The sequence below is a fragment of the Streptomyces sp. NPDC085596 genome (assembly GCF_044541565.1).
GTDB lineage: Bacteria > Actinomycetota > Actinomycetes > Streptomycetales > Streptomycetaceae > Streptomyces.
Genome location: NZ_JBITTC010000009.1, coordinates 182,811 through 205,327 on the forward strand (window position 1 = coordinate 182,811; position 22,517 = coordinate 205,327).

At 70.4% G+C, this 22,517-nt stretch carries 17 protein-coding genes; 9 read left to right on the top strand and 8 right to left on the bottom strand.

All coding sequences use genetic code 11. The features are described from left to right. Window positions 1–39 precede the first annotated feature (39 nt). The 3 genes from gltX to ACIGA3_RS25070 all read right to left on the bottom strand — a co-directional run bounded on the left by gltX (window position 40) and on the right by ACIGA3_RS25070 (window position 2,890). On the bottom strand, window positions 40–1,524 hold the full coding sequence (gltX, locus tag ACIGA3_RS25060; RefSeq protein ID WP_399719683.1) for a glutamate--tRNA ligase: 1,485 nt from the start codon (window positions 1,522–1,524) through the stop codon (window positions 40–42). Further along, on the bottom strand, window positions 1,508–2,293 hold the full coding sequence (locus ACIGA3_RS25065) for a fumarylacetoacetate hydrolase family protein (protein WP_399719685.1): 786 nt from the start codon (window positions 2,291–2,293) through the stop codon (window positions 1,508–1,510). Before ACIGA3_RS25065 ends, gltX begins: the two co-directional genes overlap by 17 nt. A 402-nt stretch (window positions 2,294–2,695) precedes the next feature. Further along, window positions 2,696–2,890 (bottom strand): hypothetical protein, encoded by a 195-nt coding sequence (locus ACIGA3_RS25070; protein ID WP_399719688.1) that lies wholly within the window; start codon window positions 2,888–2,890, stop codon window positions 2,696–2,698. Window positions 2,891–3,473: 583 nt separating this feature from the next. Here ACIGA3_RS25070 and ACIGA3_RS25075 point away from each other — a divergent pair. The 8 genes from ACIGA3_RS25075 to ACIGA3_RS25110 all read left to right on the top strand — a co-directional run bounded on the left by ACIGA3_RS25075 (window position 3,474) and on the right by ACIGA3_RS25110 (window position 14,223). After that, window positions 3,474–7,277, top strand: coding sequence for a nitrate- and nitrite sensing domain-containing protein (locus ACIGA3_RS25075; protein WP_399719691.1), 3,804 nt, complete (start codon window positions 3,474–3,476; stop codon window positions 7,275–7,277). A 9-nt stretch (window positions 7,278–7,286) separates the two neighbouring features. Further along, on the top strand, window positions 7,287–7,700 hold the full coding sequence (locus ACIGA3_RS25080; protein WP_020128762.1) for a roadblock/LC7 domain-containing protein: 414 nt from the start codon (window positions 7,287–7,289) through the stop codon (window positions 7,698–7,700). Between the two features lie 112 nt (window positions 7,701–7,812). Further along, window positions 7,813–8,211, top strand: coding sequence for a DUF742 domain-containing protein (locus ACIGA3_RS25085; protein WP_030808431.1), 399 nt, complete (start codon window positions 7,813–7,815; stop codon window positions 8,209–8,211). Beyond that, window positions 8,192–8,767: an ATP/GTP-binding protein gene (locus ACIGA3_RS25090; protein WP_030808427.1), complete on the top strand. Its 576-nt coding sequence runs from the start codon at window positions 8,192–8,194 to the stop codon at window positions 8,765–8,767. Before ACIGA3_RS25085 ends, ACIGA3_RS25090 begins: the two co-directional genes overlap by 20 nt. A gap of 377 nt (window positions 8,768–9,144) precedes the next feature. Next, the gene (locus ACIGA3_RS25095) at window positions 9,145–12,573 is read left to right on the top strand and encodes a nitrate- and nitrite sensing domain-containing protein (protein WP_399719695.1); all 3,429 of its coding nucleotides are present in this window, start codon (window positions 9,145–9,147) and stop codon (window positions 12,571–12,573) included. 10 nt (window positions 12,574–12,583) lie between these two features. Beyond that, a complete protein-coding gene (locus ACIGA3_RS25100; RefSeq protein ID WP_005479603.1) occupies window positions 12,584–12,997 on the top strand; it encodes a roadblock/LC7 domain-containing protein in 414 nt (137 codons plus the stop codon). 94 nt (window positions 12,998–13,091) lie between these two features. Then, on the top strand, window positions 13,092–13,661 hold the full coding sequence (locus tag ACIGA3_RS25105) for a DUF742 domain-containing protein (protein WP_399719697.1): 570 nt from the start codon (window positions 13,092–13,094) through the stop codon (window positions 13,659–13,661). Continuing rightward, window positions 13,642–14,223: an ATP/GTP-binding protein gene (locus ACIGA3_RS25110; protein WP_388994994.1), complete on the top strand. Its 582-nt coding sequence runs from the start codon at window positions 13,642–13,644 to the stop codon at window positions 14,221–14,223. Before ACIGA3_RS25105 ends, ACIGA3_RS25110 begins: the two co-directional genes overlap by 20 nt. 132 nt (window positions 14,224–14,355) lie before the next feature. Here ACIGA3_RS25110 and ACIGA3_RS25115 read toward each other — a convergent pair whose 3' ends face one another. The 3 genes from ACIGA3_RS25115 to ACIGA3_RS25125 all read right to left on the bottom strand — a co-directional run bounded on the left by ACIGA3_RS25115 (window position 14,356) and on the right by ACIGA3_RS25125 (window position 16,927). Continuing rightward, complete coding sequence (locus tag ACIGA3_RS25115; protein WP_399719914.1) at window positions 14,356–14,544, bottom strand: acyl-CoA carboxylase subunit epsilon; 189 nt, start codon at window positions 14,542–14,544, stop codon at window positions 14,356–14,358. Window positions 14,545–14,567: 23 nt separating this feature from the next. After that, window positions 14,568–16,151: an acyl-CoA carboxylase subunit beta gene (locus tag ACIGA3_RS25120; RefSeq protein WP_399719700.1), complete on the bottom strand. Its 1,584-nt coding sequence runs from the start codon at window positions 16,149–16,151 to the stop codon at window positions 14,568–14,570. 278 nt (window positions 16,152–16,429) lie between these two features. Beyond that, window positions 16,430–16,927 (bottom strand): hypothetical protein, encoded by a 498-nt coding sequence (locus tag ACIGA3_RS25125; RefSeq protein WP_399719703.1) that lies wholly within the window; start codon window positions 16,925–16,927, stop codon window positions 16,430–16,432. A gap of 238 nt (window positions 16,928–17,165) precedes the next feature. On the opposite strand from ACIGA3_RS25125, the gene ACIGA3_RS25130 reads away from it, so the two are divergent. Continuing rightward, a complete protein-coding gene (locus ACIGA3_RS25130; RefSeq protein ID WP_399719705.1) occupies window positions 17,166–17,765 on the top strand; it encodes a YceI family protein in 600 nt (199 codons plus the stop codon). A 92-nt stretch (window positions 17,766–17,857) separates the two neighbouring features. Here ACIGA3_RS25130 and ACIGA3_RS25135 read toward each other — a convergent pair whose 3' ends face one another. Next, window positions 17,858–19,234 carry a hypothetical protein gene (locus tag ACIGA3_RS25135; protein WP_399719708.1) on the bottom strand — a complete coding sequence of 459 codons (1,377 nt, stop codon included), beginning with the start codon at window positions 19,232–19,234 and terminating at the stop codon, window positions 17,858–17,860. Window positions 19,235–19,293: 59 nt separating this feature from the next. After that, window positions 19,294–22,317 (bottom strand): glycoside hydrolase family 3 protein, encoded by a 3,024-nt coding sequence (locus ACIGA3_RS25140; RefSeq protein ID WP_399719711.1) that lies wholly within the window; start codon window positions 22,315–22,317, stop codon window positions 19,294–19,296. Between the last annotated feature and the right edge of the window lie 200 nt (window positions 22,318–22,517).

Sequence of the window (22,517 nt, forward strand, 5' to 3'; positions counted from 1 at the left end):
TCCGGTGGCCGGATGCCGCCCCTGGCGGTGTGGCGTTCGTTACGCCGCGAGCTTCGCCAGCGCCGCGTCGATGCGGGTCAGGGTCTTCTCCTTGCCGAGTACCTCCAGGGACTCGAACAGGGGAAGGCCGACCGTGCGGCCGGTCACGGCCACCCGGACCGGGGCCTGGGCCTTGCCGAGCTTGAGGCCGTGGGCCTCGCCGGCGGCCAGGACGGCCTCCTTGAGGGATTCGGCCGAGGTCCAGTCGGCGGACTGAAGCTTCTCCCGGGCGGTGCGCAGCAGCGCGTCCGAGCCTTCCTTCATGGCCTTGGTCCAGGCGGCCTCGTCGAGGACCGGCTCGGGCAGGAACAGGAAGTCGACGTTGTCGGTGATCTCGGAGAGCACCTTCAGGCGGGTCTGGGCGTGCGGGGCGATCGCCTGCCACTTGGCCTCGTCGAAGTCCTCCGGCGCCCAGGGGGCGAACGGGGCCTTCAGCCACGGGTCGCAGCGCTCGGTGAAGTCCTTCACGTCGAGCATGCGGATGTGGTCGGCGTTGATCGCCTCGCACTTCTTCAGGTCGAAGCGCGCCGGGTTGGGGTTCACGTCCGAGATCTCGAAGGCGGCGACCATCTCCCCGATGGAGAAGATGTCCTGGTCCGCCGAGAGCGACCAGCCCAGCAGGGAGAGGTAGTTGAGCAGACCCTCGGGCAGGAAGCCGCGCTCGCGGTAGAGGTTGAGCGATGCCTGCGGGTCGCGCTTGGAGAGCTTCTTGTTGCCCTCGCCCATCACGTACGGCAGGTGGCCGAAGGCCGGAATCCGCTGGGCGATGCCCAGCTCCATCAGCGCCTTGTACAGGGCGATCTGGCGCGGGGTGGAGGAGAGCAGGTCCTCGCCACGCAGGACGTGGGTGATGTCCATCAGCGCGTCGTCGACCGGGTTGACCAGGGTGTACAGCGGGGCGCCGTTGGCGCGCACGATGCCGTAGTCCGGGACGTTCTCCGGGAGGTACGTGATCTCGCCGCGCACCAGGTCGTCGAAGGTGATCGCCTCGTCCGGCATCCGGAAGCGGACGATCGGCTCGCGGCCCTGCGCCTTGTACTCCTCGACCTGCTCGGCGCTGAGCTCGCGGCAGTGGCCGTCGTAGCCGGAGGGCTTGCCGGCGGCGCGGGCGGCCTCGCGGCGGGTGTCCAGCTCGTCCTGGGAGCAGTAGCAGCGGTAGGCGTAGCCGCCGTCCAGGAGCTTCTGCGCGACGTCCTTGTAGATGTCCATCCGCTGCGACTGGCGGTACGGCGCGTGCGGGCCGCCGACCTCCGGGCCCTCGTCCCAGTCGAAGCCGAGCCAGCGCATCGCTTCCAGCAGCTGGTCGTACGACTCCTCGGAGTCGCGGGCCGCGTCGGTGTCCTCGATCCGGAAGACCAGGGTGCCCTCGTTGTGGCGGGCGAACGCCCAGTTGAACAGGGCGGTGCGCACCAGGCCCACGTGGGGGTTACCGGTGGGCGAGGGGCAGAAACGGACGCGTACGGGTGCGCTAGCCACGCTTGACAACCTTGTTGGTGAGAGTGCCGATGCCTTCGATGGTGACGGCGACCTCGTCGCCGACGCTCATGGAGCCGACACCCGCGGGGGTGCCGGTGAGGATGACGTCGCCGGGGAGCAACGTCATGGCCTCGGAGATGTTGACGATCAGGTCCTCGATGGGGCGGACCATCTCGCTGGTGCGCCCGAGCTGGCGCTGTTCGCCGTTGAGGGTGAGCTGGACGGTGAGGTCGTTCGCGCGGGCGAGGTCGATGTCCGTCTCCACCCAGGGGCCGAGCGGGCAGGACGTGTCGAAGCCCTTGGCGCGTGCCCACTGCTTCTCGGTGCGCTGCACATCGCGGGCGGTGACGTCGTTGGCGCAGGTGTAGCCGAGGATGACGTCCTTGACGCGCTCGCGCGGGACCTCGCGGCACATGCGGCCGATGACGACGGCCAGCTCGGCCTCGTAGTGCAGTTCCTTGGTGAACGGCGGGTACTGGATCTCGTCGCCGGGGCCGATCACCGAGGTGGAGGGCTTGAAGAAGGCGAACGGGACGTCGGGCACCTCGCTGCCCAGTTCCCTGGCGTGCTCGGCGTAGTTGCGGCCGAAGGCCACGACCTTGTTGGGGAGCACCGGCGGGAGCAGCCTGACCTTGCTGAGGGGCACCTTGGTGCCGGACAGCTCGTGGTCGGCGAAGGGGATGCCCTTGATGATGTCGAGGACGAGCTCGTCCTGCTTGTCGCCCTCGACCGCGCCGAAGGCTACGTTCCCGTCGATGGAGAACCTGGCGATGCGCACGGGATTCTGGCGCCTCTCACTGAGAACCGGCGTACTGACGTCCCAGGTTAACCGGTCCACGCGTCCGGCGTTCGGCCGGTGGGGCGGGCGGCGGTTATCCGGCGCGGGATAGAGGGCGGGATTAATTCCGGATATCCGGGGCCCTCGGGCGGGCGCCACGGGGGCGGTGGCCGGGTGCCCGCGCGGCGGGGCGGCGGGCGGGGCCGCGTATTCACGCGTATTGCCGCCGGCCGGTCCGGGTAAATCGGCTCGGCGTCGCGGTGAGCACCGGGAGGGATTTGCGGACAGCGGGATATCGCGCTCCCGTAAATCCGGTGAGGGGCGGGAAAAAAGCGAGCGCGGCCCGGTGGGCCGTCACGGGTGGACGGTCCGCCGGGCCGCGCTCGTGCGGGCCTGGTGCGGTCAGACGCCGGCCTCGACCACGACGGAGGCCGGGAGCTCCATCAGGATGGTGCGCCGGGGGTTGGCGGTCCGGTCGGGGAGGTCGGCGGGGTGCTCGGGCAGCTCGGCGATCTGCAGTTCGCCGACGTCCGTGAGGTGTGCCAGCGTCGTGCGCCGCGGGTTCGCCGTCGTCTGGAACATCATCGTCGTCTTCACCGTTGTCGTCCTGTGGCCTCGTGTCGGGTGGGAATGGGCAGAGCCGCTCATCCTGTAAAGCGTCAGGCTAAACATGCGAATCCCCGTCACGGACGTGAACCACTCATGATCACTGTGTGAGTTTGCTCACTACCTGCCACACAAAACGGCCAATCCGGACCCCCGATTCCTCGCAACGAAACGGACATTGGCCACCTGAACCCATCATTCCGCTCCTGATCATGGCGACTGGGACACCGCCCGGGTAGCCCGCACAGGCGATCGACTCGCCGGAATTGCCCGCCTATACGGGTGATCCACCTCCACCCGTCGTGATCTCCGGATCACACCCCGTCACGTAGGTCACAGCTCGGGGTGCGTCCCTTGTTGGAGATCCGGCACTGTGCTGGAATGCCACGGACCGCCGCAGGATCGAGCCGGCGCAGGGGGCGCGACGCCGCGCCGAGTGGCGGTGAGACAGGGGGAATCCAGCGCCGGTCACTCAAGACCACACGGGGGGCGTATTCAGGGCGCCCTTCATGACGCCGACACCGTGTCCCGCCGTTCATCCGGAGGGGCGCCTGGTCCAGAGGTTGCGACGCTAGTGCAGGGACGTTTCAAGAGGGATGGCAGCGCTTCGGCCGAGCCGAAGCCGCACGGCGGGACTGCCCCCATGGCCGGCAGCTCCTCGCACCAGCACGCCCAGAGCGCCGGCAAGGCACCGTCCGGCGACAGCGGCGAGCGCGCGGGACACCCCGGTGCGTCCGCCCAGGCGGGCGCGTCCGGTTCCTTGACCGCGACGCCCACCGCGAAGTCCGCCAGGAGCACGCCCAGCACCGGCTCCCGGATGGCGCTGCGCAACTGGCGCATCTCCACGCGCCTGGTGTCGCTGCTGGCGCTGCCGGTGGTCGCGGCCACCACGCTCGGTGGTCTGCGCATCGGCGACTCGATGGACGACATCAAGCAGCTCGACAACATGAAGCTGCTGACCGAGATGACCCAGCGCGCGACCGAGCTGGCCGCCGCCCTCCAGGAGGAGCGCGACCAGTCCGCCGGTCCCCTGGCGCACGGTCTCAAGTCGTCCGACTACACGGTCAAGGGCTTCCGCGACAAGACGGACAACGCGAAGAAGACCTTCGAGGACTCCGCCGAGGACATCGACGCGGCGAGCAAGAACGGCAACCTCCAGGGCGTCCGTGACACCCTGGTCGGCCTGGTCTCCCAGCTGGACGCACTCGGCAAGATCCGCCGGGACGCGTACACCTCCGAGGGCAACTCGACCCAGACCGTCGAGGCGTACCACCGGCTGATCACCCAGCTGATCGACCTCTCCCAGGACATGGCCGAGGCGTCCAGCAACCCCGAGATGATCCAGCGCACCCGCGCCCTGGCCGCGTTCTCCACGGCCAAGGAGTACGCGTCGGTGCAGCGAGCCGTCATCGCGGCCGCCCTGCCCGCGAGCAACGCCACCAAGGGCGATCTGTCGACCAACGACCGCCTCTACGGCGAGGCCGCGTACGACAGCGAGGGCTCCGAGCTCAACATCTTCCGCAAGGTCTACGCGAGCCAGGGCGCCGAGGAGATCCTCAAGCCCATCGACGAGAACAACCCGACGATCCAGGCGGCCGACCTCTACGCCAAGCGGGTCTTCGAGTCCCGCGACGGCCTGGCGGGACAGCCGGCGCGCTCGTACCTGGACTGGGTGGACGACAGCTCCACCAAGATCCAGCAGATGAAGAAGATCGAGCACGAGCTGCTCGACAGCATGGAGCAGAAGGCCCGCGAGCTGAAGGCGACCTCCGAGCAGGAGGCGATCATCTCGGGTGTGCTGATCCTGCTCGTGCTCGGCGTCTCGCTGGTCGGCGCGTTCGTCGTGGCCCGGTCCATGATCCGCTCGCTGCGCCGCCTCCAGGACACCGCCACCAAGGTCGCCCAGGACCGTCTGCCCGAGCTGGTCAAGCAGCTCTCCGAGTCCGACCCGCAGGACGTGGACACGTCCGTGGAGTCGGTCGGTGTGCACTCGCGGGACGAGATCGGCCAGGTGGCCGCGGCCTTCGACGAGGTGCACCACGAGGCGGTCCGTCTGGCCGCCGAGCAGGCGCTGCTGCGAGGCAACGTCAACGCGATGTTCACCAACCTCTCGCGCCGCTCCCAGGGCCTGATCCAGCGTCAGCTCTCGCTCATCTCCGAGCTGGAGTCCCGCGAGGCCGACCCGGACCAGCTGTCCTCGCTGTTCAAGCTCGACCACCTCGCCACCCGCATGCGCCGTAACGGCGAGAACCTCCTCGTCCTCGCCGGTGAGGAGCCCGGCCGACGCTGGACCCGTCCGGTCCCGCTGGTCGACGTGCTCCGCGCCGCCGCCTCCGAGGTGGAGCAGTACGAGCGCATCGAGCTGGCGTCGGTGCCCAGCACCGAGGTCGCCGGCCGCGTCGTCAACGACCTCGTGCACCTGCTCGCCGAGCTGCTGGAGAACGCGACCTCGTTCTCCTCCCCGCAGACCAAGGTCAAGGTCACCGGTCACGCGCTGCCCGACGGGCGGGTGCTGATCGAGATCCACGACACCGGTATCGGCCTCTCCCCCGAGGACCTGGCCGCGATCAACGAGCGCCTCGCCGCGCCGCCCACCGTGGACGTGTCGGTCTCGCGCCGCATGGGTCTGTTCGTGGTCGGCCGTCTGTCGCAGCGTCACGGCATCCGCATCCAGCTCCGCCCGTCCGACTCCGGTGGTACGACCGCGCTGGTCATGCTGCCCGTCGATGTCGCCCAGGGCGGCAAGAAGCCCGTTCCGGGCAAGGCCGGCGGTCCCGGCTCCGGTGGCGGTCCCGCCGCCGCGCAGGCCGCGGCCGGTGCCGCGGCGGCCCGCCGCAACAACAACGGCGGCGGCGGCGCCGGCGGTGCCCTCGGCGGCGCCCCGGCCGGTGGCGGACGCCTGACGGGCGGCCCCGGCCAGCGCGGCCAGGTCGGCTCCGGCCAGGGTCCGCGTGCCGCGCTTCCCGGCGCCGGCCAGAACGGCGGCCGTCCCGGCGGCCCCGGTGGCCCCGGCGGCGCCCGCGGTCCGCAGGGTCCCGGTGCCTTCCAGCAGAACCGCCCCGCCCCCGCGGGCGCCGGCCAGGGTGCCCCGCAGGGCATGCACACCGCCGGCCCCGGTGGCGCCGGTGGCCCTCAGCAGGACGCCTTCGGCGGCCGCGGCCCCGCGCAGCAGCAACCGCAGCGCGGCGGTGCCGGTGCCGAGCAGGGGCGCCAGCCGCAGCTGCCGCCGCGTGGCGGCCCGCGTGCCGAACTCCCGGGCGGGAACCCGCAGTCGCGTGCCTCGCTGGACGTGCCGCGCGGCCACGACGAGCAGGACCCGTCGCAGACCTCGCGCATGCCGCGCGTCGACGACCGTCAGGGCATGGGCGGCACCGCGGAGATGCCCCGCATCGACGCGCACGACCCGTCCGCCACCGGCGGCTTCCCCCGTCAGGACCTGTACGGCGCGGGCGACCAGCAGCAGCACACCGGGCAGTTCGCCCGCCCCGGCGCGAACGGGGCCCAGCACACGGGCCAGTTCCAGCGTCCGGGCACCAACGACCCGCAGGGCATGGGCCAGTACCAGCAGCCCGGTGCCCAGCAGGGAGGCGGCTACGGCCGGCAGCAGGGCGGCGACGAGTACAGCCGTCCCGACCTGTTCGGCGGACCGCAGGGCCAGCAGGCTCAGCAGGCGCCGCAGAACACCGGCCAGTTCCCGGTCCAGCAGGGTTACGACGCGTACCAGGGCGGCAACACCGGCCAGCACGCGCTGCCCGCCCGCCCGGCGCTGCATCAGAACGGCAACCAGGCCGCCCAGAACCAGAACCAGCCCGCTCAGAACCCGGCCCACACCGGCCAGTTCGAGCAGCAGCGGCCCGCCGCCCCGCAGCGACCGGCGCGTCAGGCGCAGGCCGACAACTGGGCGCTGCCCCCGGCCCCGGCCGGCAACGCCGGTGACGGCCGTACCCCGCTGTACGACACGCTGGAGACCAACTGGTTCCAGCAGGAACAGCAACAGCAGCAGTCGGAGTCCGCTCCGGCCGCCCCTCAGCAGCCGCAGGCGCAGGCCCCCACGCCCGCCCCGCAGCAGTCGCAGTCCACCACCGGCTCGTGGCGCACCTCCCCGAACGACGAACTCGTCCGGCAGGCGGAGCGCGTACGACAGCCCGCGGCGGGCGGTGTCACCACCTCCGGTCTGCCGCGCCGTGTGCCCAAGGCGAACCTCGTCCCGGGCACGGCACAGCAGCAACAGCACCACAGCGGTCCGCAGGTCTCCCGTGCGCCTGACGACGTACGCGGCCGGCTGACCAATCTTCGTCGGGGTATCGCTCAGGGCCGTCAGGCCGGGGGCGGCCAGACCGGCAGCTTCCCGAGCCCCACTCACCAGCAGGAGCGTTAGTTGAGTCCGATGAGCCAGGCGGCACAGAACCTGAACTGGTTGATCACCAACTTCGTGGACAACACCCCAGGGGTGTCGCACACGGTGGTGGTCTCCGCCGACGGCCTTCTGCTGGCGATGTCCGAAGGGTTCCCCAGGGACCGCGCGGACCAGCTGGCGGCGGTCGCGTCCGGGCTGACCTCTCTCACGGCCGGGGCATCCCGGATCTTCGAGGGTGGCAGCGTGGCGCAGACCGTCGTCGAGATGGAACGCGGCTTCCTGTTCCTCATGTCCGTCTCGGACGGGTCGTCCCTCGCGGTACTCGCCCACCCCGAGTGCGACATCGGCCTGGTCGGCTACGAGATGACCCTCCTCGTCGACCGCGCGGGTGCGGTACTCACCCCGGACCTGCGCGCCGAACTACAAGGCAGTCTGCTCCACTGACCCACCCCGGCACCACCCACCACACGAAACAACCGTCCGGCCGCCACAATCCCCCCACCGGCCCCTGTCAGACGGCACGACTGACCAACTTGCTGTCCCGCCCGGAGGATTCATGACCCCGCCCAACGCCTCTCATGATCCGTACGCGGAACCGTACGGCGATGAGGGCGACCAGCCACTGGTACGTCCGTACGCGATGACCGGTGGCCGGACCCGGCCGCGCTACCAGCTCGCCATCGAGGCGCTGATCAGCACCACGGCCGACCCGGCAGCGCTGATGGGAATGCTCCCGGAGCACCAGCGCATCTGCCACCTCTGCCGGGAGGTCAAGTCGGTCGCGGAGGTTTCCGCGCTCCTGGCCATGCCCCTGGGCGTGGCCCGCATTCTGGTGGCCGACCTCGCCGAGGCCGGCATGGTCGCCGTTCACCAGCCGGGCGGCGACGAGAACAACGGCGGCGCTCCCGATGTGACGCTGCTCGAAAGGGTGCTCAGTGGACTTCGCAAGCTCTGACTCGGGGCGGGCCACGACCTCCGCCAAGATCGTGGTGGCCGGCGGCTTCGGCGTGGGCAAGACCACGTTCGTGGGCGCCGTCTCGGAGATCAACCCGCTGCGCACCGAGGCCGTCATGACGTCCGCCTCCGCGGGCATCGACGACCTCACCCACACCGGGGACAAGACCACCACCACGGTGGCCATGGACTTCGGCCGCATCACCCTGGACCAGGACCTGATCCTGTACCTCTTCGGTACACCCGGACAGGACCGCTTCTGGTTCATGTGGGACGACCTCGTCCGCGGCGCCATCGGCGCGGTGGTGCTCGTGGACACGCGCCGGCTCGCGGACTGCTTCCCGGCCGTGGACTACTTCGAGAACTCCGGTCTGCCGTTCGTCGTCGCCCTCAACGGCTTCGACGGCCAGCAGCCCTACAACCCCGACGAGGTCCGCGAGGCCCTCCAGATCGGTCCCGACGCTCCGATCATCACGACCGACGCCCGGCACCGCTCGGACGCCAAGAGCGCGCTGATCACCCTGGTCGAGCACGCCCTGATGGCCCGCCTGCGGTAGGGGTCGAGTGGCACTCAAGTCGGATCTGCCGTAAGGCAGTTGCCGTAGCGCACCTGGAGCCGGCTGTGGCCTTTGACACGGTCGGCTCCGGTGTTCATAACAGTTCGGCAGAGGAAATCCCGCGCTTCGCCACGCGACGCGGTCGGCCGGTACCGCTGCGCTCACAAGGCACTTGCCTTTTGCGGGGCTCGCTCGGTAATGACCCGTTTTATCTACGGCTTACAACGGCACCGCCCCCGTTTGTTACTGCCCAGCTCGACGTGCTGGAATGCCTGAACTGCCCAGGGGTCAAAGACGTACTGAGTGGTCGAAGAGGAACCGGGCTCTGAGAGACTGCGGCACGACAGGTGCCGACCCGCCGAGAGGTTGTTGGTCGAGTGAGGCGAAGCAAGAACGGTCCCGAGCCGTCGGCACGGGGCAACTTCACCCCGCCGCCGCGCGCTGCGGCGCCCACCCCAGCGGTGGCCGGACCGGAGCCGGAGGCCGCTCCCGCGTCCAGCGGGGGCCGCTTCTCCCCGCGCAACTGGCGTGTGCCGACCAGGCTGAACGCGATCCTGCTCATACCTGTGCTGGTCGCCCTCGTCATGGGCGGCTTCCAGGTGAAGAACTCGATCGACACCTGGCAGGACGCCGAGGACGCGGAGAACACCGCGATCCTGGTACAGACGTCCCTGTCCTACGCCGACGCGCTCTACAACGAGCGTGACCTCAGCGCCGCCCCCCTGCTCAAGGGCAGGGCGGCCACGGCCCAGGACAAGGCCACGGTCGACGCGGCCCGCAAGAACACCGACCAGGCCGCCGCCGCCTTCAGCCAGGCCGCGCAGAACATGCCGGCCAAGCCCGGCCTGGAGCGCAGGCTCAAGCTGTTCCGCGAGACCGAGCCCTTCCTCCAGACGCTGCGCGCGGGCGCCTACGGCCCGAAGTTCACCGGCGTGCAGACCGAGGAGGGCTACATCAAGGTCGCCCACCCGCTCATGGAGTTCGCCAACGAGCTGGGCCTGGGCACCGGAAACATCACGTCCTACGGACGTACCGTCTACGCCATCTCGCTGACCAAGGCCGCGCTGTCGCTGGAGCGCTCGATCGGTATGCACATGCTGATCAAGCCCGGCCCGGACGCGCCGAACCTGGCGAGCCAGCGCGTGGCCCTCTCCTCCTACGCCTACCTGGAGGGCATCGCCGTCGAGGAGTACCTCGGCGGTGGCACCCAGGCCGACGCGGACCGGCTGGAGCAGGAGAAGCGGGACATCCAGAACCAGGGTGCCGCGCTGGTCGCCGAGGCCAAGTCGAAGGACCCGTCCTACAAGGCGCCGCCGTCCGACCCGCAGAAGATGGTCGTGGCGCTGGCCCAGCTGAACTCCACCGACCCGCTGGAGCGTCAGCAGCTCGCCGTACAGGGCATCACCCCCGCCAACTGGTGGGCGGTCAACACCCTGAAGTTCAAGGCGTACGGCTCCATCGAGTCGGACATGGCCGACAAGGCGGTGAGCGAGGCGTCCGGCATCGCCGACGACGCCAAGACCTCCGCGATCATCACCGGTGTGGCCGTCGTCCTGGTCCTGCTGCTGGCCTTCATCCTGGCCGGTACGGTCGCCCGCCAGATGAGCCGCGCGATGCGCCAGCTGCGCAACGCCGCCTTCAGCATCGCCGAGCAGCGGCTGCCGATGCTGGTCGACCAGCTCTCCCGTACCGACCCCGGCCGGGTCGACACCCGAGTGGCCCCGATCCCGATCCACACCAAGGACGAGATCGGCGAGGTCGCCCGCGCCTTCGACCAGGTCCACCGCGAGGCGGTGCGGCTCGCCTCCGAGCAGGCGCTGCTGCGGGGCAACATCAACGCGATCTTCACCAACCTGTCGCGCCGCAACCAGTCGCTGATCGAGGGCCAGCTGACCCTGATCACCGACCTGGAGAACAACGAGGCCGACCCGGACCAGCTGGAGAACCTCTTCAAGCTGGACCACCTCGCGACCCGTATGCGCCGCAACGGTGAGAACCTCCTGGTCCTCGCCGGCGAGGAGCCCGGCCGCCGCTGGGACCAGCCGGTCCCGCTGGTCGACGTCCTGCGCGCCGCCTCCTCCGAGGTGGAGCAGTACGAGCGCGTCGAGCTGTCCGGCGTCCCGGAGGCCGAGATCCACGGCCGCGCGGTCACCGACCTCGTGCACCTGCTCGCCGAGCTGCTGGAGAACGCCACCACGTTCTCCTCCCCGCAGACCAAGGTCCGCGTCACCGCGACCCGTCTTCCCGACGGCCGCGTCATGATCGAGATCCACGACAAGGGCATCGGCCTCACCGCCGAGGACTTCGCGGACATCAACCACAAGCTGGCCAACCCGCCGACCGTGGACGCCGCGATCTCCCAGCGCATGGGTCTGTTCGTGGTCGGCCGGCTGTCCGACCGGCACGGCATCCGCGTCCAGCTGCGTCCCTCGGGCGAGCAGGCCGGTACGACCTCCCTGGTCATGCTGCCCGACGCGATCACCCACGGTGGTGGCGGCGAGACCCAGCTGGACCGCGAGGAGTTCACGGTCTCGCAGATCATCCCGGAGCAGCAGTTCGGCGGTGAGAGCTTCAGCCCCCAGCCGCAGGCACAGGCACAGCCGCAGGCACAGCCGATGCGTACGGCGGCGGAGCTGGGCTTCGACGACAGCCGCTACACCGAGGTCCCCGACGACATCAGTGGTCTGGACCCCGTGGGCCGCTCCCTGGTGCGCGACGAGCGCCGTGCGGCCCTGGAGGCCCAGACGCACGGTGAGGCCGAGGGCGGACAGCCCGGCTACCAGGACGGGTTCGACCCGGCCGGCGGCTACGCCGGCGACGGCGCGGCCTTCCCCGAGCAGCAGCAGCCGGCCGGTGCGTTCCAGGAGCAGCAGGCGTACCAGGAGCAGCAGCAGCCGGCGTACGACGAGCAGTACTTCGCGCAGGACGCCGCTCTGCCGCAGAACGACGGTTTCGCCCCGAACGGCGGCTACCCGCAGTCCGGTTACCCCGAGCAGGGCCAGAACACTCCCGCGGCCGACGCCTTCGGCGGCTCGTACGAGGGGCAGTCCTTCCAGGACGACTGGCCCCAGCAGAACGGTTACCAGAACGGCTACCCGGCCCAGTACGCCGCGGACCCGGAGCCGGCGCAGCCCGCCGAGCCCGGTGAGCGCGGCCCCGGCGGCCACGGCGGCTTCGAGCGGCCGGCCCCGGCCGGTCCCGCCGCGGGCGGAACGACCCACTCGGGCCTGCCCCGCCGGGGCGGTTCGAACGGTTCGGCCCCGATGGGCGGTTCCACCGGACTGAACGTGAACGGTCCGAGCGGACTGGGTTCGAGCGGTCTCGCTTCGAACGGACTGAATGGTTCGGGCGGACTGAGTGGTCCGGGCGGACTGAACGGTTCTCACGGACTGAACGGTTCGGGCGGGCTGAACGGCTCCGGTGGCGCGAACGGCGCTCCGCACGGCCGCCAGGAGGCTTCGGCCCCGGCGGCGGGCGGCGGCAACGGCAACGGCCCCGACGACTGGCGTTCGGCCAACGACGAGCGCTGGCAGCAGGCGTCGGCGCTCCGCAAACCCAAGGCGGGCGGGGTCACTTCCTCCGGCCTGCCGCGGCGGGTACCCAAGGCCAACCTGGTCGAGGGCACCGCCGAGAGCACCCCTCAGGGGGGCCCACAGGTCTCCCGCGCCCCGGAGGATGTCCGGGGCAGGCTGAGCAATCTGCGTCGAGGCGTCCAGCGCGGACGCAGCGCAGGCAGTGAAACGAACGGCCAGGCCACCACCAATCAGCACGGTGGTCCTGACAGCACCTACGACCAGGAGCGTTAGTGTGAGCCCGATGAGCCAGGCGGCACAGAACCTTAACTGGTTGATCACCAACTTCGTGGACAACACTCCGGGTGTGTCCCACACCGTGGTGGTCTCCGCCGACGGACTCCTTCTGGCGATGTCCGAAGGCTTCCCCCGCGACCGCGCCGACCAGCTCGCGGCCGTCGCATCCGGTCTGACGTCCCTGACGGCAGGCGCCTCCCGCATCTTCGAGGGGGGCAGCGTGAACCAGACGGTTGTGGAGATGGAGCGGGGATTCCTCTTCATCATGTCCGTATCCGACGGTTCTTCGCTGGCGGTTCTGGCCCACCCGGAGGCGGACATCGGCCTCATCGGGTACGAGATGGCCCTTCTGGTGGACCGCGCGGGCACGGTCCTCACTCCGGACCTTCGTGCGGAGCTCCAGGGCAGCCTTCTCAACTAACAAGCGGACGGTGCGCGTTCGCGTCCCGGGGCCGTAAGGTCTTGGGACGCGGCTCCACAGCGATGGATGCCCGGCACAGTCGGAGGAGGAGAAAGTGGCAACACCCCCAGGCGGTTCGTCTACGGGTAACTGGTCGTACGGTCCCGCACAGGGACAGGACGGCGGTTCGGCGAACCGGTACGGCGTTCCCTCCACCCCCGACCACCGGCAGCCGTACGCGCCACAGGGCCCCGGCCCTGGCGGGTACGACCAGCCGTCGGGCCCGCGCATCCAGCCGGTGCAGCCCCCGCGCCGCTCCGAGCCCTCAGCGGCCCCCGCCGCGTCCAACCCCTTGGTGCGTCCGTATGCCATGACCGGCGGCCGGACGCGCCCGCGCTACCAGCTCGCCATCGAGGCGCTGGTGCACACCACCGCAGCTCCGCACCAGATGCAGGGCCAGTTGCCCGAGCATCAGCGGATCTGCAACCTGTGCCGGGAGATCAAGTCGGTGGCCGAGATCTCGGCCCTTCTGACGATCCCCCTCGGCGTGGCCAGGATTCTCGTCGCCGACTTGGCGGAGGCGGGCCTGGTCGCCATCCATCAGCCCGGCGGCGACGAGAACGCCGGAGGCCAGCCAGCCGTGACATTGCTCGAAAGGGTGCTCAGTGGACTTCGCAAGCTCTAGCGGAGGGCCTTCCCGCTCCACCACCTCCGCGAAGATCGTGGTGGCCGGCGGCTTCGGCGTGGGCAAGACCACGTTCGTGGGCGCCGTCTCGGAGATCAACCCGCTGCGCACCGAGGCCGTCATGACGTCCGCCTCCGCGGGCATCGACGACCTCACCCACACCGGGGACAAGACCACCACCACGGTGGCCATGGACTTCGGCCGTATCACCCTGGACCAGGACCTGATCCTGTACCTCTTCGGTACGCCCGGACAGGACCGCTTCTGGTTCATGTGGGACGACCTCGTCCGCGGCGCCATCGGCGCGGTGGTGCTGGTCGACACCCGGCGTCTGGCCGACTGCTTCCCCGCGGTCGACTACTTCGAGAACTCGGGCCTGCCGTTCGTCATCGCCCTCAACGGCTTCGACGGCAACCAGCCGTACAACCCCGACGAGGTCCGCGAGGCCCTCCAGATCGGCCCGGACGCCCCCATCATCACCACGGACGCCCGCCACCGCGCGGACGCCAAGAGCGCGCTGATCACCCTGGTCGAGCACGCCCTGATGGCCCGGCTGCGGTAACCGCTTCCGCCCATTGCCGAAGGCCCCCGCCGCGCAAGCGGTCCGGGGGCCTTCGGCATACCAGGTACCCGACAGCGACAGGGCCCCGCCGCTCCGGGAGGAGAGACGGGGCCCTGTGGGGTGCTGTGGGGCTCAGTGCCAGCTGTGCGGGGCTCGGAAGCCGCCCTCGCGTTCCAGGCGGCGCCAGCCCGCTCGGGGGCGGGGGCGGTGGGTCGGAGCGGCGGGGCGGGCGGCGGCGCGGGCGAGGAGGACCGCGGTGATGGCGGCGACCTCTTCGGGGTCGGCGTGGCCCTTCTCGACGCGGATGTCAGGAGTGGTCATGGCGATGGTCTCCGAGGTCTCGGTCACTGCGGGGGGTTGCCGTGCTTGCGGGAGGGCAGGTCGGCGTGCTTGGACTGCAGCATCGACAGGGACCTGATCAGCACCTCGCGGGTCTGCGCGGGGTCGATCACGTCGTCGACCAGGCCGCGCTCCGCCGCGTAGTACGGGTGCATCAGCTCGGCCTTGTACTCCTTGACCATCTTCTGCCGCATCGCCTCGGGGTCCTCGGCGTCGGCGATCTGGCGGCGGAAGATGACGTTGGCCGCGCCCTCGGCACCCATCACGGCGATCTCGTTGGTGGGCCAGGCGTAGGTGAGGTCGGCGCCGATGGACTGGCTGTCCATCACGATGTACGCACCGCCGTACGCCTTGCGCAGGATGAGCGAAATCCTCGGCACGGTCGCGTTGCAGTAGGCGTACAGCAGCTTCGCGCCGTGGCGGATGATTCCGCCGTGCTCCTGGTCGACGCCGGGCAGGAAGCCCGGCACGTCCAGGAGCGTGATGATCGGGATATTGAAAGCGTCACACATCTGCACGAAGCGCGCAGCTTTTTCGCTGGCCTCGATGTCCAGCACGCCGGCCAGCACCTGGGGCTGGTTGGCGATGATGCCGACCACCTGGCCGTCGAGGCGGCCCAGGGCGCAGATGATGTTGCGGGCCCAGCGCTCGTGGACCTCGAGGTAGTCGCCGTCGTCGACGAGCTCCTCGATGACCTTGGTCATGTCGTAGGGCCGGTTGCCGTCGGCCGGGACCAGGTCGAGCAGGATGTCGCCGCGGCGGTCGGCGGGGTCGGAGGACTCCACGCGCGGGGGGTTCTCGCGGTTGTTCTGCGGGAGCATCGAGAGGAGGTAGCGCACCTCCGCGATGCAGGTCTCCTCGTCGTCGTACGCGAAGTGGCTGACGCCGGAGGTCTCGGCGTGCACGTCCGCGCCGCCCAGGCCGTTCTGGGTGATCTCCTCGCCGGTGACCGCCTTGACGACGTCCGGGCCGGTGATGAACATCTGCGAGGTCTCGCGGACCATGAAGACGAAGTCGGTGAGGGCGGGGCTGTAGGCCGCGCCGCCCGCGCACGGGCCGAGCATCACGGAGATCTGCGGGATCACGCCGGACGCCCTGGTGTTGCGCTGGAAGATGCCGCCGTAGCCGGCGAGCGCGGAGACGCCCTCCTGGATACGGGCGCCGGCGCCGTCGTTCAGCGAGACCAGCGGGGCACCGGCCGCGATGGCCATGTCCATGATCTTGTGGATCTTGGTGGCGTGGGCCTCGCCCAGCGCGCCGCCGAAGATGCGGAAGTCGTGGGCGTAGACGAAGACCGTGCGGCCCTCCACCGTGCCCCAGCCGGTGATGACACCGTCGGTGTACGGCTTCTTGGCCTCCAGGCCGAAGCCGGTCGCGCGGTGCCGGCGCAGCTGCTCGACCTCCTGGAAGGAGTCCGGGTCGAGGAGCAGCTCGATGCGCTCCCGGGCGGTCAGCTTGCCCTTGGCGTGCTGTGCCTCGGTCGCCTTCTCGCTGGGGCCCGCCAGGGCCTGCGCACGGATCACGTGCAGCTCGGCGACCCGCCCGCGCGCGTCCGCCGGCTCACCCGTCGTCTCTTCCAAAACGGTCATGTAGTGACCATACGAAGGACCGGAAGGAAACCGGGCCGTCGACTCCGTACAGTCTCCGGAGCGTTTTCCTGGTACGACCGAACAGAACCGGGGCGCGATGCAGGCGTTCCGACTGCTCAGAGGGCGCCGTCTTTGTAGGGCTGCCACAAAGCGGGGGGTGTCGCGGGCCCTCGGATTCCTGGGTGGGACATGCCATCCCCGGAGTGACACGGGGACACCCGGACGGCGGAAGGGGCCACCGCGGCAACCCTACCTTCCGCCGTCCGGCGCGGTTCGGCTCAGCAGCCGCCGCAGTTGTAGTACAGGACGTCCCAGTGGTTGCCCTCGTCGGCGTAGATGTTGCCCGACCCGGACTGGTACTGCGGCGCGCCGTCCCCGCGCAGCCCGATGTAGGTGAAGGTGTTCTTGATGTACGAGGTCACGCAGGTGTTCTTGCCGTAGTCGAGCTTGTAGCCGTTGTAGTGCGAGTAGGTGCCGGAGGCGTGGCCGACCTCGGTGCCGCCGGTGATGTTGAGCGCGCAGCCGGTGGCCCGCTTCAGGGTCTGGGCACCCTGAGCGGTCGGCAGGTTGAGCTGGTCGAACGACGTACAGGTGGAGTTCTGGCGGTTGGAGCAGCCGCCGGAGGACGACCAGGTGATGCCGACGTCGCGGAACATCTGGGTGGCGGTGGCGTGGCTGATCTTGGTGACGGCGAAGGCGTCGGAGGCGGTGCCGACCACGGCGACGCCAGGGGCGACGACGAGGGCGAGCGCGGTCAGGACGGAGCGGACCTTCATGAAGTGACCCTTCCTGCGGTTGGCCGTGCTTGCTGTGGGGCGGCTGTGCAGGTGGTGCAGACAGATGGTGCCCGAGTTCTACGCGCGTCCGCCAGAGGGCGTACGCGGTAACTCTGGGTCAGGATGGAAACACGCACCGAATGATGTTGAAAATCGAACCGAATGGGTCTACGGTCGTAACCGTCGAGTTCGTTGAACGTTAAACAGACTCTCCCGGAACCCTCTCAAGGAGCACACCATGGGCATCTTCGGCCGCAAGGACAGCACCCCCGCACCCACCGCCGACGCGGGCACCGGCCTCGCCGCGCCGACCGGCGACTACACCATCGACCCCGCGCACACCTCGATCGGCTTCACCGCGCGGCACGCCATGGTCACCAACGTCAAGGGCAGCTTCACGGAGTTCACCGGCTCCCTGCACCTGGACGGTGACGACCCGGCCAAGTCCACCGCGACGCTCGACGTGGTGATGGACAGCATCGACACCGGCAACGCCGACCGGGACACCCACCTGAAGTCCGCCGACTTCTTCAAGACGGACGAGTTCCCGACGATGACCTTCCGCTCCACCAAGGCGGAGTCCCTCGGCGGCGACGACTACCGGATCACCGGTGACCTCTCCATCCTCGGCGTGACCCGGCCGATCACCATCGACCTGGAGTTCAACGGCGCCGCCACCGACCCGTTCGGCAACGAGCGCGTCGGCTTCGAGGGCAAGGCGGAGCTGCTGCGCTCCGAGTGGGGCCTGACCTGGAACGCGGCCCTGGAGACGGGCGGCGTGCTGATCTCCGACAAGATCAAGCTCAGCTTCGACGTGTCGGCCATCAAGAACGCGTGAACCCACGGCGGTCCGGCCGCACCACGCGTGAGCGCCCCGCTCCCCCTTCGAGGGACGGGGCGCTCACGCGTGTACGGGGCCGGGGCGGGGCGTCAGAAGCCGCCGCCGCCGAAGTCCCCGCCGCCTCCGAAGTCGCCGCCACCGCCGAAGTCCCCGCCGCCGAAGCCGTCGCTGAAGCCGCTGGGGTCGAAGTCGGTGCCGGACATGTCGCCGCCCTGGAAACCGCCCTGGTCGCCGAAGTCGCCGTAGCCACCGCCGAAGTCGGCCGCGTAGGACGGGGTGGCCATCATGCCGCCGAGCATGGTGCCGACGAGCAGGCCGGGCAGCAGGCCGCCGCCGAAGTAGCCGCCCGCCCAGGGGCCGTAGGCCGGACCCGCGTCCCAGTAGGGGCGGCGGCCGTACTCGGTCTCCACCTCGCGGGTGGCCGGTTCGCGGCCGTCGGCCAGCCGGGTGGCGTCGGCCGCGCACACCGGCACCTCGCGGGTGCTGCCGCCGGACGGGGTCCAGGTGGCGTCGGTGACGGAGGGACCGTGCCGGGGGTCGAAGAAGCAGGGCGGACGCCGCTCGGGCAGGGGCCGCTTCTCGCGGCGGGCGCCGAGCACGGCGAGGGAGAACCGGCCGTTCTCCAGCGCCTCGGTGACCCCGCGCACGTCCTCCGGCTTGCGGGCCTCGCCCATACGGCGCTTGGCGTCGTCGTAGGCGTTCAGGGCGTTCTCGTAGTCGGTGCGCATGGCGTCGTCGGCGCCGGGCTCGCCCGGATTGAAGTCGAGCCGGTCGAGTTCCTCGCCGAAGGCGGTGATGTCCTCGTCCACGACGACCCGCAGCCGCTCCAGGGCGGCCTGCTGCTCGTCCTCGCGGCGGCGCCGGTTGCGGCGGCTGAGGGTGTAGACACCGGCGCCGCCCGCCACCACGACCGCCCCGGCGACGATCAGCGCCGTGGTGGAGACCCCGCCGCCGTTGTCGGAGGAGCCCCAGGAGGAGGGGGCGTGGCCGCGTACGGTGTCGAGCGCGCGGTCGGTGAAGTCGGTGAGCTGGGCCTTGGCGCCCTCACCGCGGACGCTTGCCACCAGGTTCGCGCGGGCGGTGGCGGAGATGACCGAGGGGTCGGAGCCTGCGGCGAAGCGGTCGCCGACGCGGACGCCGTACAGACCGGTGATGCCGGTGGCCGACCGGACATCCCGCAGGACCGTCTTGGTCGGATACCCGTCGGGCAGGACCACCACGAACACCGGTTTGCCGGCGTCCTTGATCTTCTTGGCGAGCGCGTCGGTGTCGGCGCGGGAGAGCTGCCCGGAGGCGGCCGGGTCGACGTAGACCGGGCTCTTGCGCAGGGCCTGGCCGATGGTGGAGGCGCTGGTGACGGCACTGGCGCCGGGTGCGAACGCGAACAGGGGCACCAGGACCATCGCCAGCGCCGCGAGTATGAGTGCGGGGAGGCTTCGGGCGCGGGTCGAGAGCACGGCCTTCATGCTTCGACGCTACCTGAAGCCTCCCCCATTCGGTCAGATGTGCGGATCTGATCTGCTGGTCAGCGGGCCGCGCGGTACGCCTGGAGCAGCTTCAGCAGTGCCTGGCCGTACCGGCCGGTGAGCAGTGCGTGGTCGGCCTCGGCGAAGGGCTTCGCCACGGCCGCCGTGATCCGCTGGCCCACCTTGTGCTGGACGATCAGCCTGGCCTGGGTGACCACTTCGCGTCCCCGCTGGTCGTCGTGGCGGCGCTCGGCGGTCGCGGCCGCCTTGCCGAGGGTGCTCAGCGCACTGCTCTTCGCCGTGACTCGTGTGGTCAGACCCCACCCGTAGGGGTACTGCGGGTCGTACGCGCTGTCGCCCACGTTGATCGGCAGCTGGGCCTCGCTGCGCGGCCAGGTGACGGGGAGCTGGCCGGTGAAGGGCCGCTTGCCGTAGAGCACGTCGGCGACGCCGCCGCCCTCGGTGCCGGGCAGCCAGGAGGCGACGGCCGCGTCGATCTTCCCGAGCCGGTCGCCGAGCAGCAGCGGTCGGCCGGAGACGGTCAGCACCACGCACTTCATGGCGCCGCACACCTTGTCGACGGCGGCCCGGTCGGCGGCGGACAGGGTCAGCTCGTGGCCGTTGCCCACATCGCCGACGCCCTCGGCGTAGGGGGTCTCCCCCACGACGACCACGCCCACGTCGTGCCCGGCGGTCGGCGCGGAGGCGTCCTTGGAGTACGTGACCTTTCCGCCCGCCTCGCGGATGCCGGCAAGGATCGTGGTGCCCTTGGTGATGTTCCCGGAGGAGCCCTGCCAGGTGATGGTCCAGCCGCCGGACTGGTTGCCGATGTCGTCGGCGTTGGACCCGGCGACGTACACCTTCTGGCTCTTGCGCAGCGGCAGCAGGTCACCGTCGTTCTTCAGCAGCACCTGGGACTTGGCGACGGCCTCGCGGGCGATGGCCCGGTGGGCCGGGGAGCCGATGGCGGCGGCGCCGGAGGTGTCGGCGTAGGGGCGCTCGAAGAGGCCGAGGCGGAACTTCTGGGTGAGGATGCGGGAGACCGCGTCGTCGATCCGCCGCTCGCTGATCCGGCCGGCCTTCACCTCGGCGGTGAGGGCCGCGCTGAACTCCTTGTAGGTGTAGGGGACCATCATCATGTCGACGCCCGCGTTGACCGAGGTGCGGACCTGGGTCGCGTAGTCGCCGGGGAGCTGGTCGATGGCGTTCCAGTCGCTGATGACGAAGCCGTCGAAGCCCATGCGGCCCTTGAGCGCGCCGTTGATCAGATCGGCGCGGGCGTGCATCTTGACCGGGCCGCGTCCGTCGCCGGCCACGTCGAGCGAGGAGTACGAGGGCATCACGGTGCCGACGCCACGCTTCACTGCGTCCTGGTACGGCGCGAGGTGCACGGCCTCCAGTTGCTGCCGGGTGAGCGTGGAGACGCCCTGGTCGACGGTGTAGGTGCCGGTGGTGGAGGAGCCGTAGGCGGTGCCGCCGTCGGCGACGAAGTGCTTGGCGGTGGCCAGCACCTTGTCGGCGCGGGCGAGGTCGCTGCCGTCGGCGCTGCCCTGGAGGCCCTGGATCACGGTCTCCATGGACTCGACCAGCGCCGGGTCCTCACCGAAGGACTCGTACGAGCGGCCCCAGCGTTCGTCACGGCTGACACAGAGACAGGGCGCGAAGTCCCAGGGGATGCCGGTGGCACGGACCTCGGAGGCGGTCACCACCCCGGCGCGCTGGGCGAGTTGGGGGTCGCGGGTGGCGCCGATGCCGATGTTGTGCGGCAGGACGGTGGCGCCGGTGAGGTTGTTGTGGCCGTGGACCGCGTCGACGCCGTAGATCAGCGGGATCTGGAAGCGGGTGGCCTGGGCGCGGAGCTGGAAGCCGTCGATCATCTTCGCCCACGCGGCCGGGGTGTTCGGGGTGGGCGTGGAGCCGCCGCCGGAGAGCAGGGAGCCCAGGTCGTAGGCGGCGATGTCGTTCGGGGCGGAGACGGCGCCGCGCTCGGCCTGGGTCATCTGCCCGGCCTTCTCCGCGAGCGACATCCGCCCGAGCAGGTCGGCGACGCGCTTGCGCACCGGCAACTTGGTGTCCAGGTACGGCAGTCCGTGGGCGTCGATGACGACCTGCGGGTTCTCCGCGGGGGCCTTGGCGCCGGTGACGGTGAGCCCCAGCGGGACGGTCTCGGCGGCCTCGGCGGTGCGGTCCTTCAGGGTGGTCACCTTCACGGCCTGAGAGGTCCCGGAGGGGGTGCCGGCCGGGAAGGTGAGGGTGCCGGAGGCGGGCGTGTAGTCCTCGCCGGGGCGGGCGGTGCCCTCGCCGGTGGCGTAGGCGACGGTCACCGGGGAGGTGACGGGCTGCGCGTCGGTGGTGGCGAGGGTGACGCGGACGCTCGCCGTGCCGCCCTCCTTCACCGGGCGGACGGCCGTGTCGGTGGTGACGGAGGCGCGCAGCGCCGGGTCGGCGGCGCCGTACAGCTCGACGCCGTCCATGGCGAAGCGGCCCTTGACGCCGGTCGGCAGGGTGACGGCGTAACCCCACATCTGGGTGAGGCCGAGAACGTGGTCGATGCCGCCGACCGGCTGGTAGTCCGTGCGATAGGTGAACGCGGAGAACGGCAGCTCGATCCGCTTCCAGCCGGTGAAGTCGTCGGTGAAGGAGGTCGTCCACAGCTCGGACGCCTCGCCGTGCGCACCGCCGTCCTTGATCTCGAAGGTGATCTTCTTCCCGCTGCTCTGTCCCTCCCACCACAGGCGCACCCCCCGGTGGGCGGACCAGTCGTGGGCGGGGGCGGTGGCGGCGTAGTCGTGGGTGAAGCCCCCGTAGCCGCTGATGTCGTAGCTTCCGGTGAGCACCTTGGCGCCCTCGGGGGCGTCGGCGCGGGCGGTCAGCTCCAGGGCGGGCGGGTCGTCGCTGTCGCCGCCCCAGGTGAAGATGCCCTCGGCGGGCTGGGCGGCGAAGGGCACTTCGCCCTCGAAGCGGTCGACCGGCACGGGGGCCGGGTCGGTGCCGTCGGCGCCGGAGGCGGTGGCGATGCCTCCGGCCAGCGGGAGCAGTGCGGTCAGCAGAGCGGTGGAGACGAGCAGGGCGGTTCTGCGCATGGACCTTCCCTCGGCTCTGGGTTCACTCAGGACATAGCGTTCACTCATGACTTAGCTCACGGCTTGAGTGAACTGGGGTCCCCTGGAGCCCGTCAACCCTTCGCACGTGACATGACGCTCCGTCAACTCGACTTGAGGCTCTCGTGGTTGCGCGTTCGCCTTCTGAATGCGCGACCCCTTGACGCGGTGCCGGAGCCGTC

What these genes read in the sequence shown, in the direction of transcription:
- ACIGA3_RS25135 (WP_399719708.1), bottom strand. Translation starts at nt 19,234, where the DNA reads ATGAAGGCCGTGCTCTCGACCCGCGCCCGAAGCCTCCCCGCACTCATA.
- ACIGA3_RS25080 (WP_020128762.1), top strand. Translation starts at nt 7,287, where the DNA reads ATGAGCCAGGCGGCACAGAACCTGAACTGGTTGATCACCAACTTCGTG.
- ACIGA3_RS25130 (WP_399719705.1), top strand. Translation starts at nt 17,166, where the DNA reads ATGGGCATCTTCGGCCGCAAGGACAGCACCCCCGCACCCACCGCCGAC.
- ACIGA3_RS25115 (WP_399719914.1), bottom strand. Translation starts at nt 14,544, where the DNA reads ATGACCACTCCTGACATCCGCGTCGAGAAGGGCCACGCCGACCCCGAA.
- ACIGA3_RS25100 (WP_005479603.1), top strand. Translation starts at nt 12,584, where the DNA reads ATGAGCCAGGCGGCACAGAACCTTAACTGGTTGATCACCAACTTCGTG.
- ACIGA3_RS25085 (WP_030808431.1), top strand. Translation starts at nt 7,813, where the DNA reads ATGACCCCGCCCAACGCCTCTCATGATCCGTACGCGGAACCGTACGGC.
- ACIGA3_RS25120 (WP_399719700.1), bottom strand. Translation starts at nt 16,151, where the DNA reads ATGACCGTTTTGGAAGAGACGACGGGTGAGCCGGCGGACGCGCGCGGG.
- ACIGA3_RS25125 (WP_399719703.1), bottom strand. Translation starts at nt 16,927, where the DNA reads ATGAAGGTCCGCTCCGTCCTGACCGCGCTCGCCCTCGTCGTCGCCCCT.
- ACIGA3_RS25140 (WP_399719711.1), bottom strand. Translation starts at nt 22,317, where the DNA reads ATGCGCAGAACCGCCCTGCTCGTCTCCACCGCTCTGCTGACCGCACTG.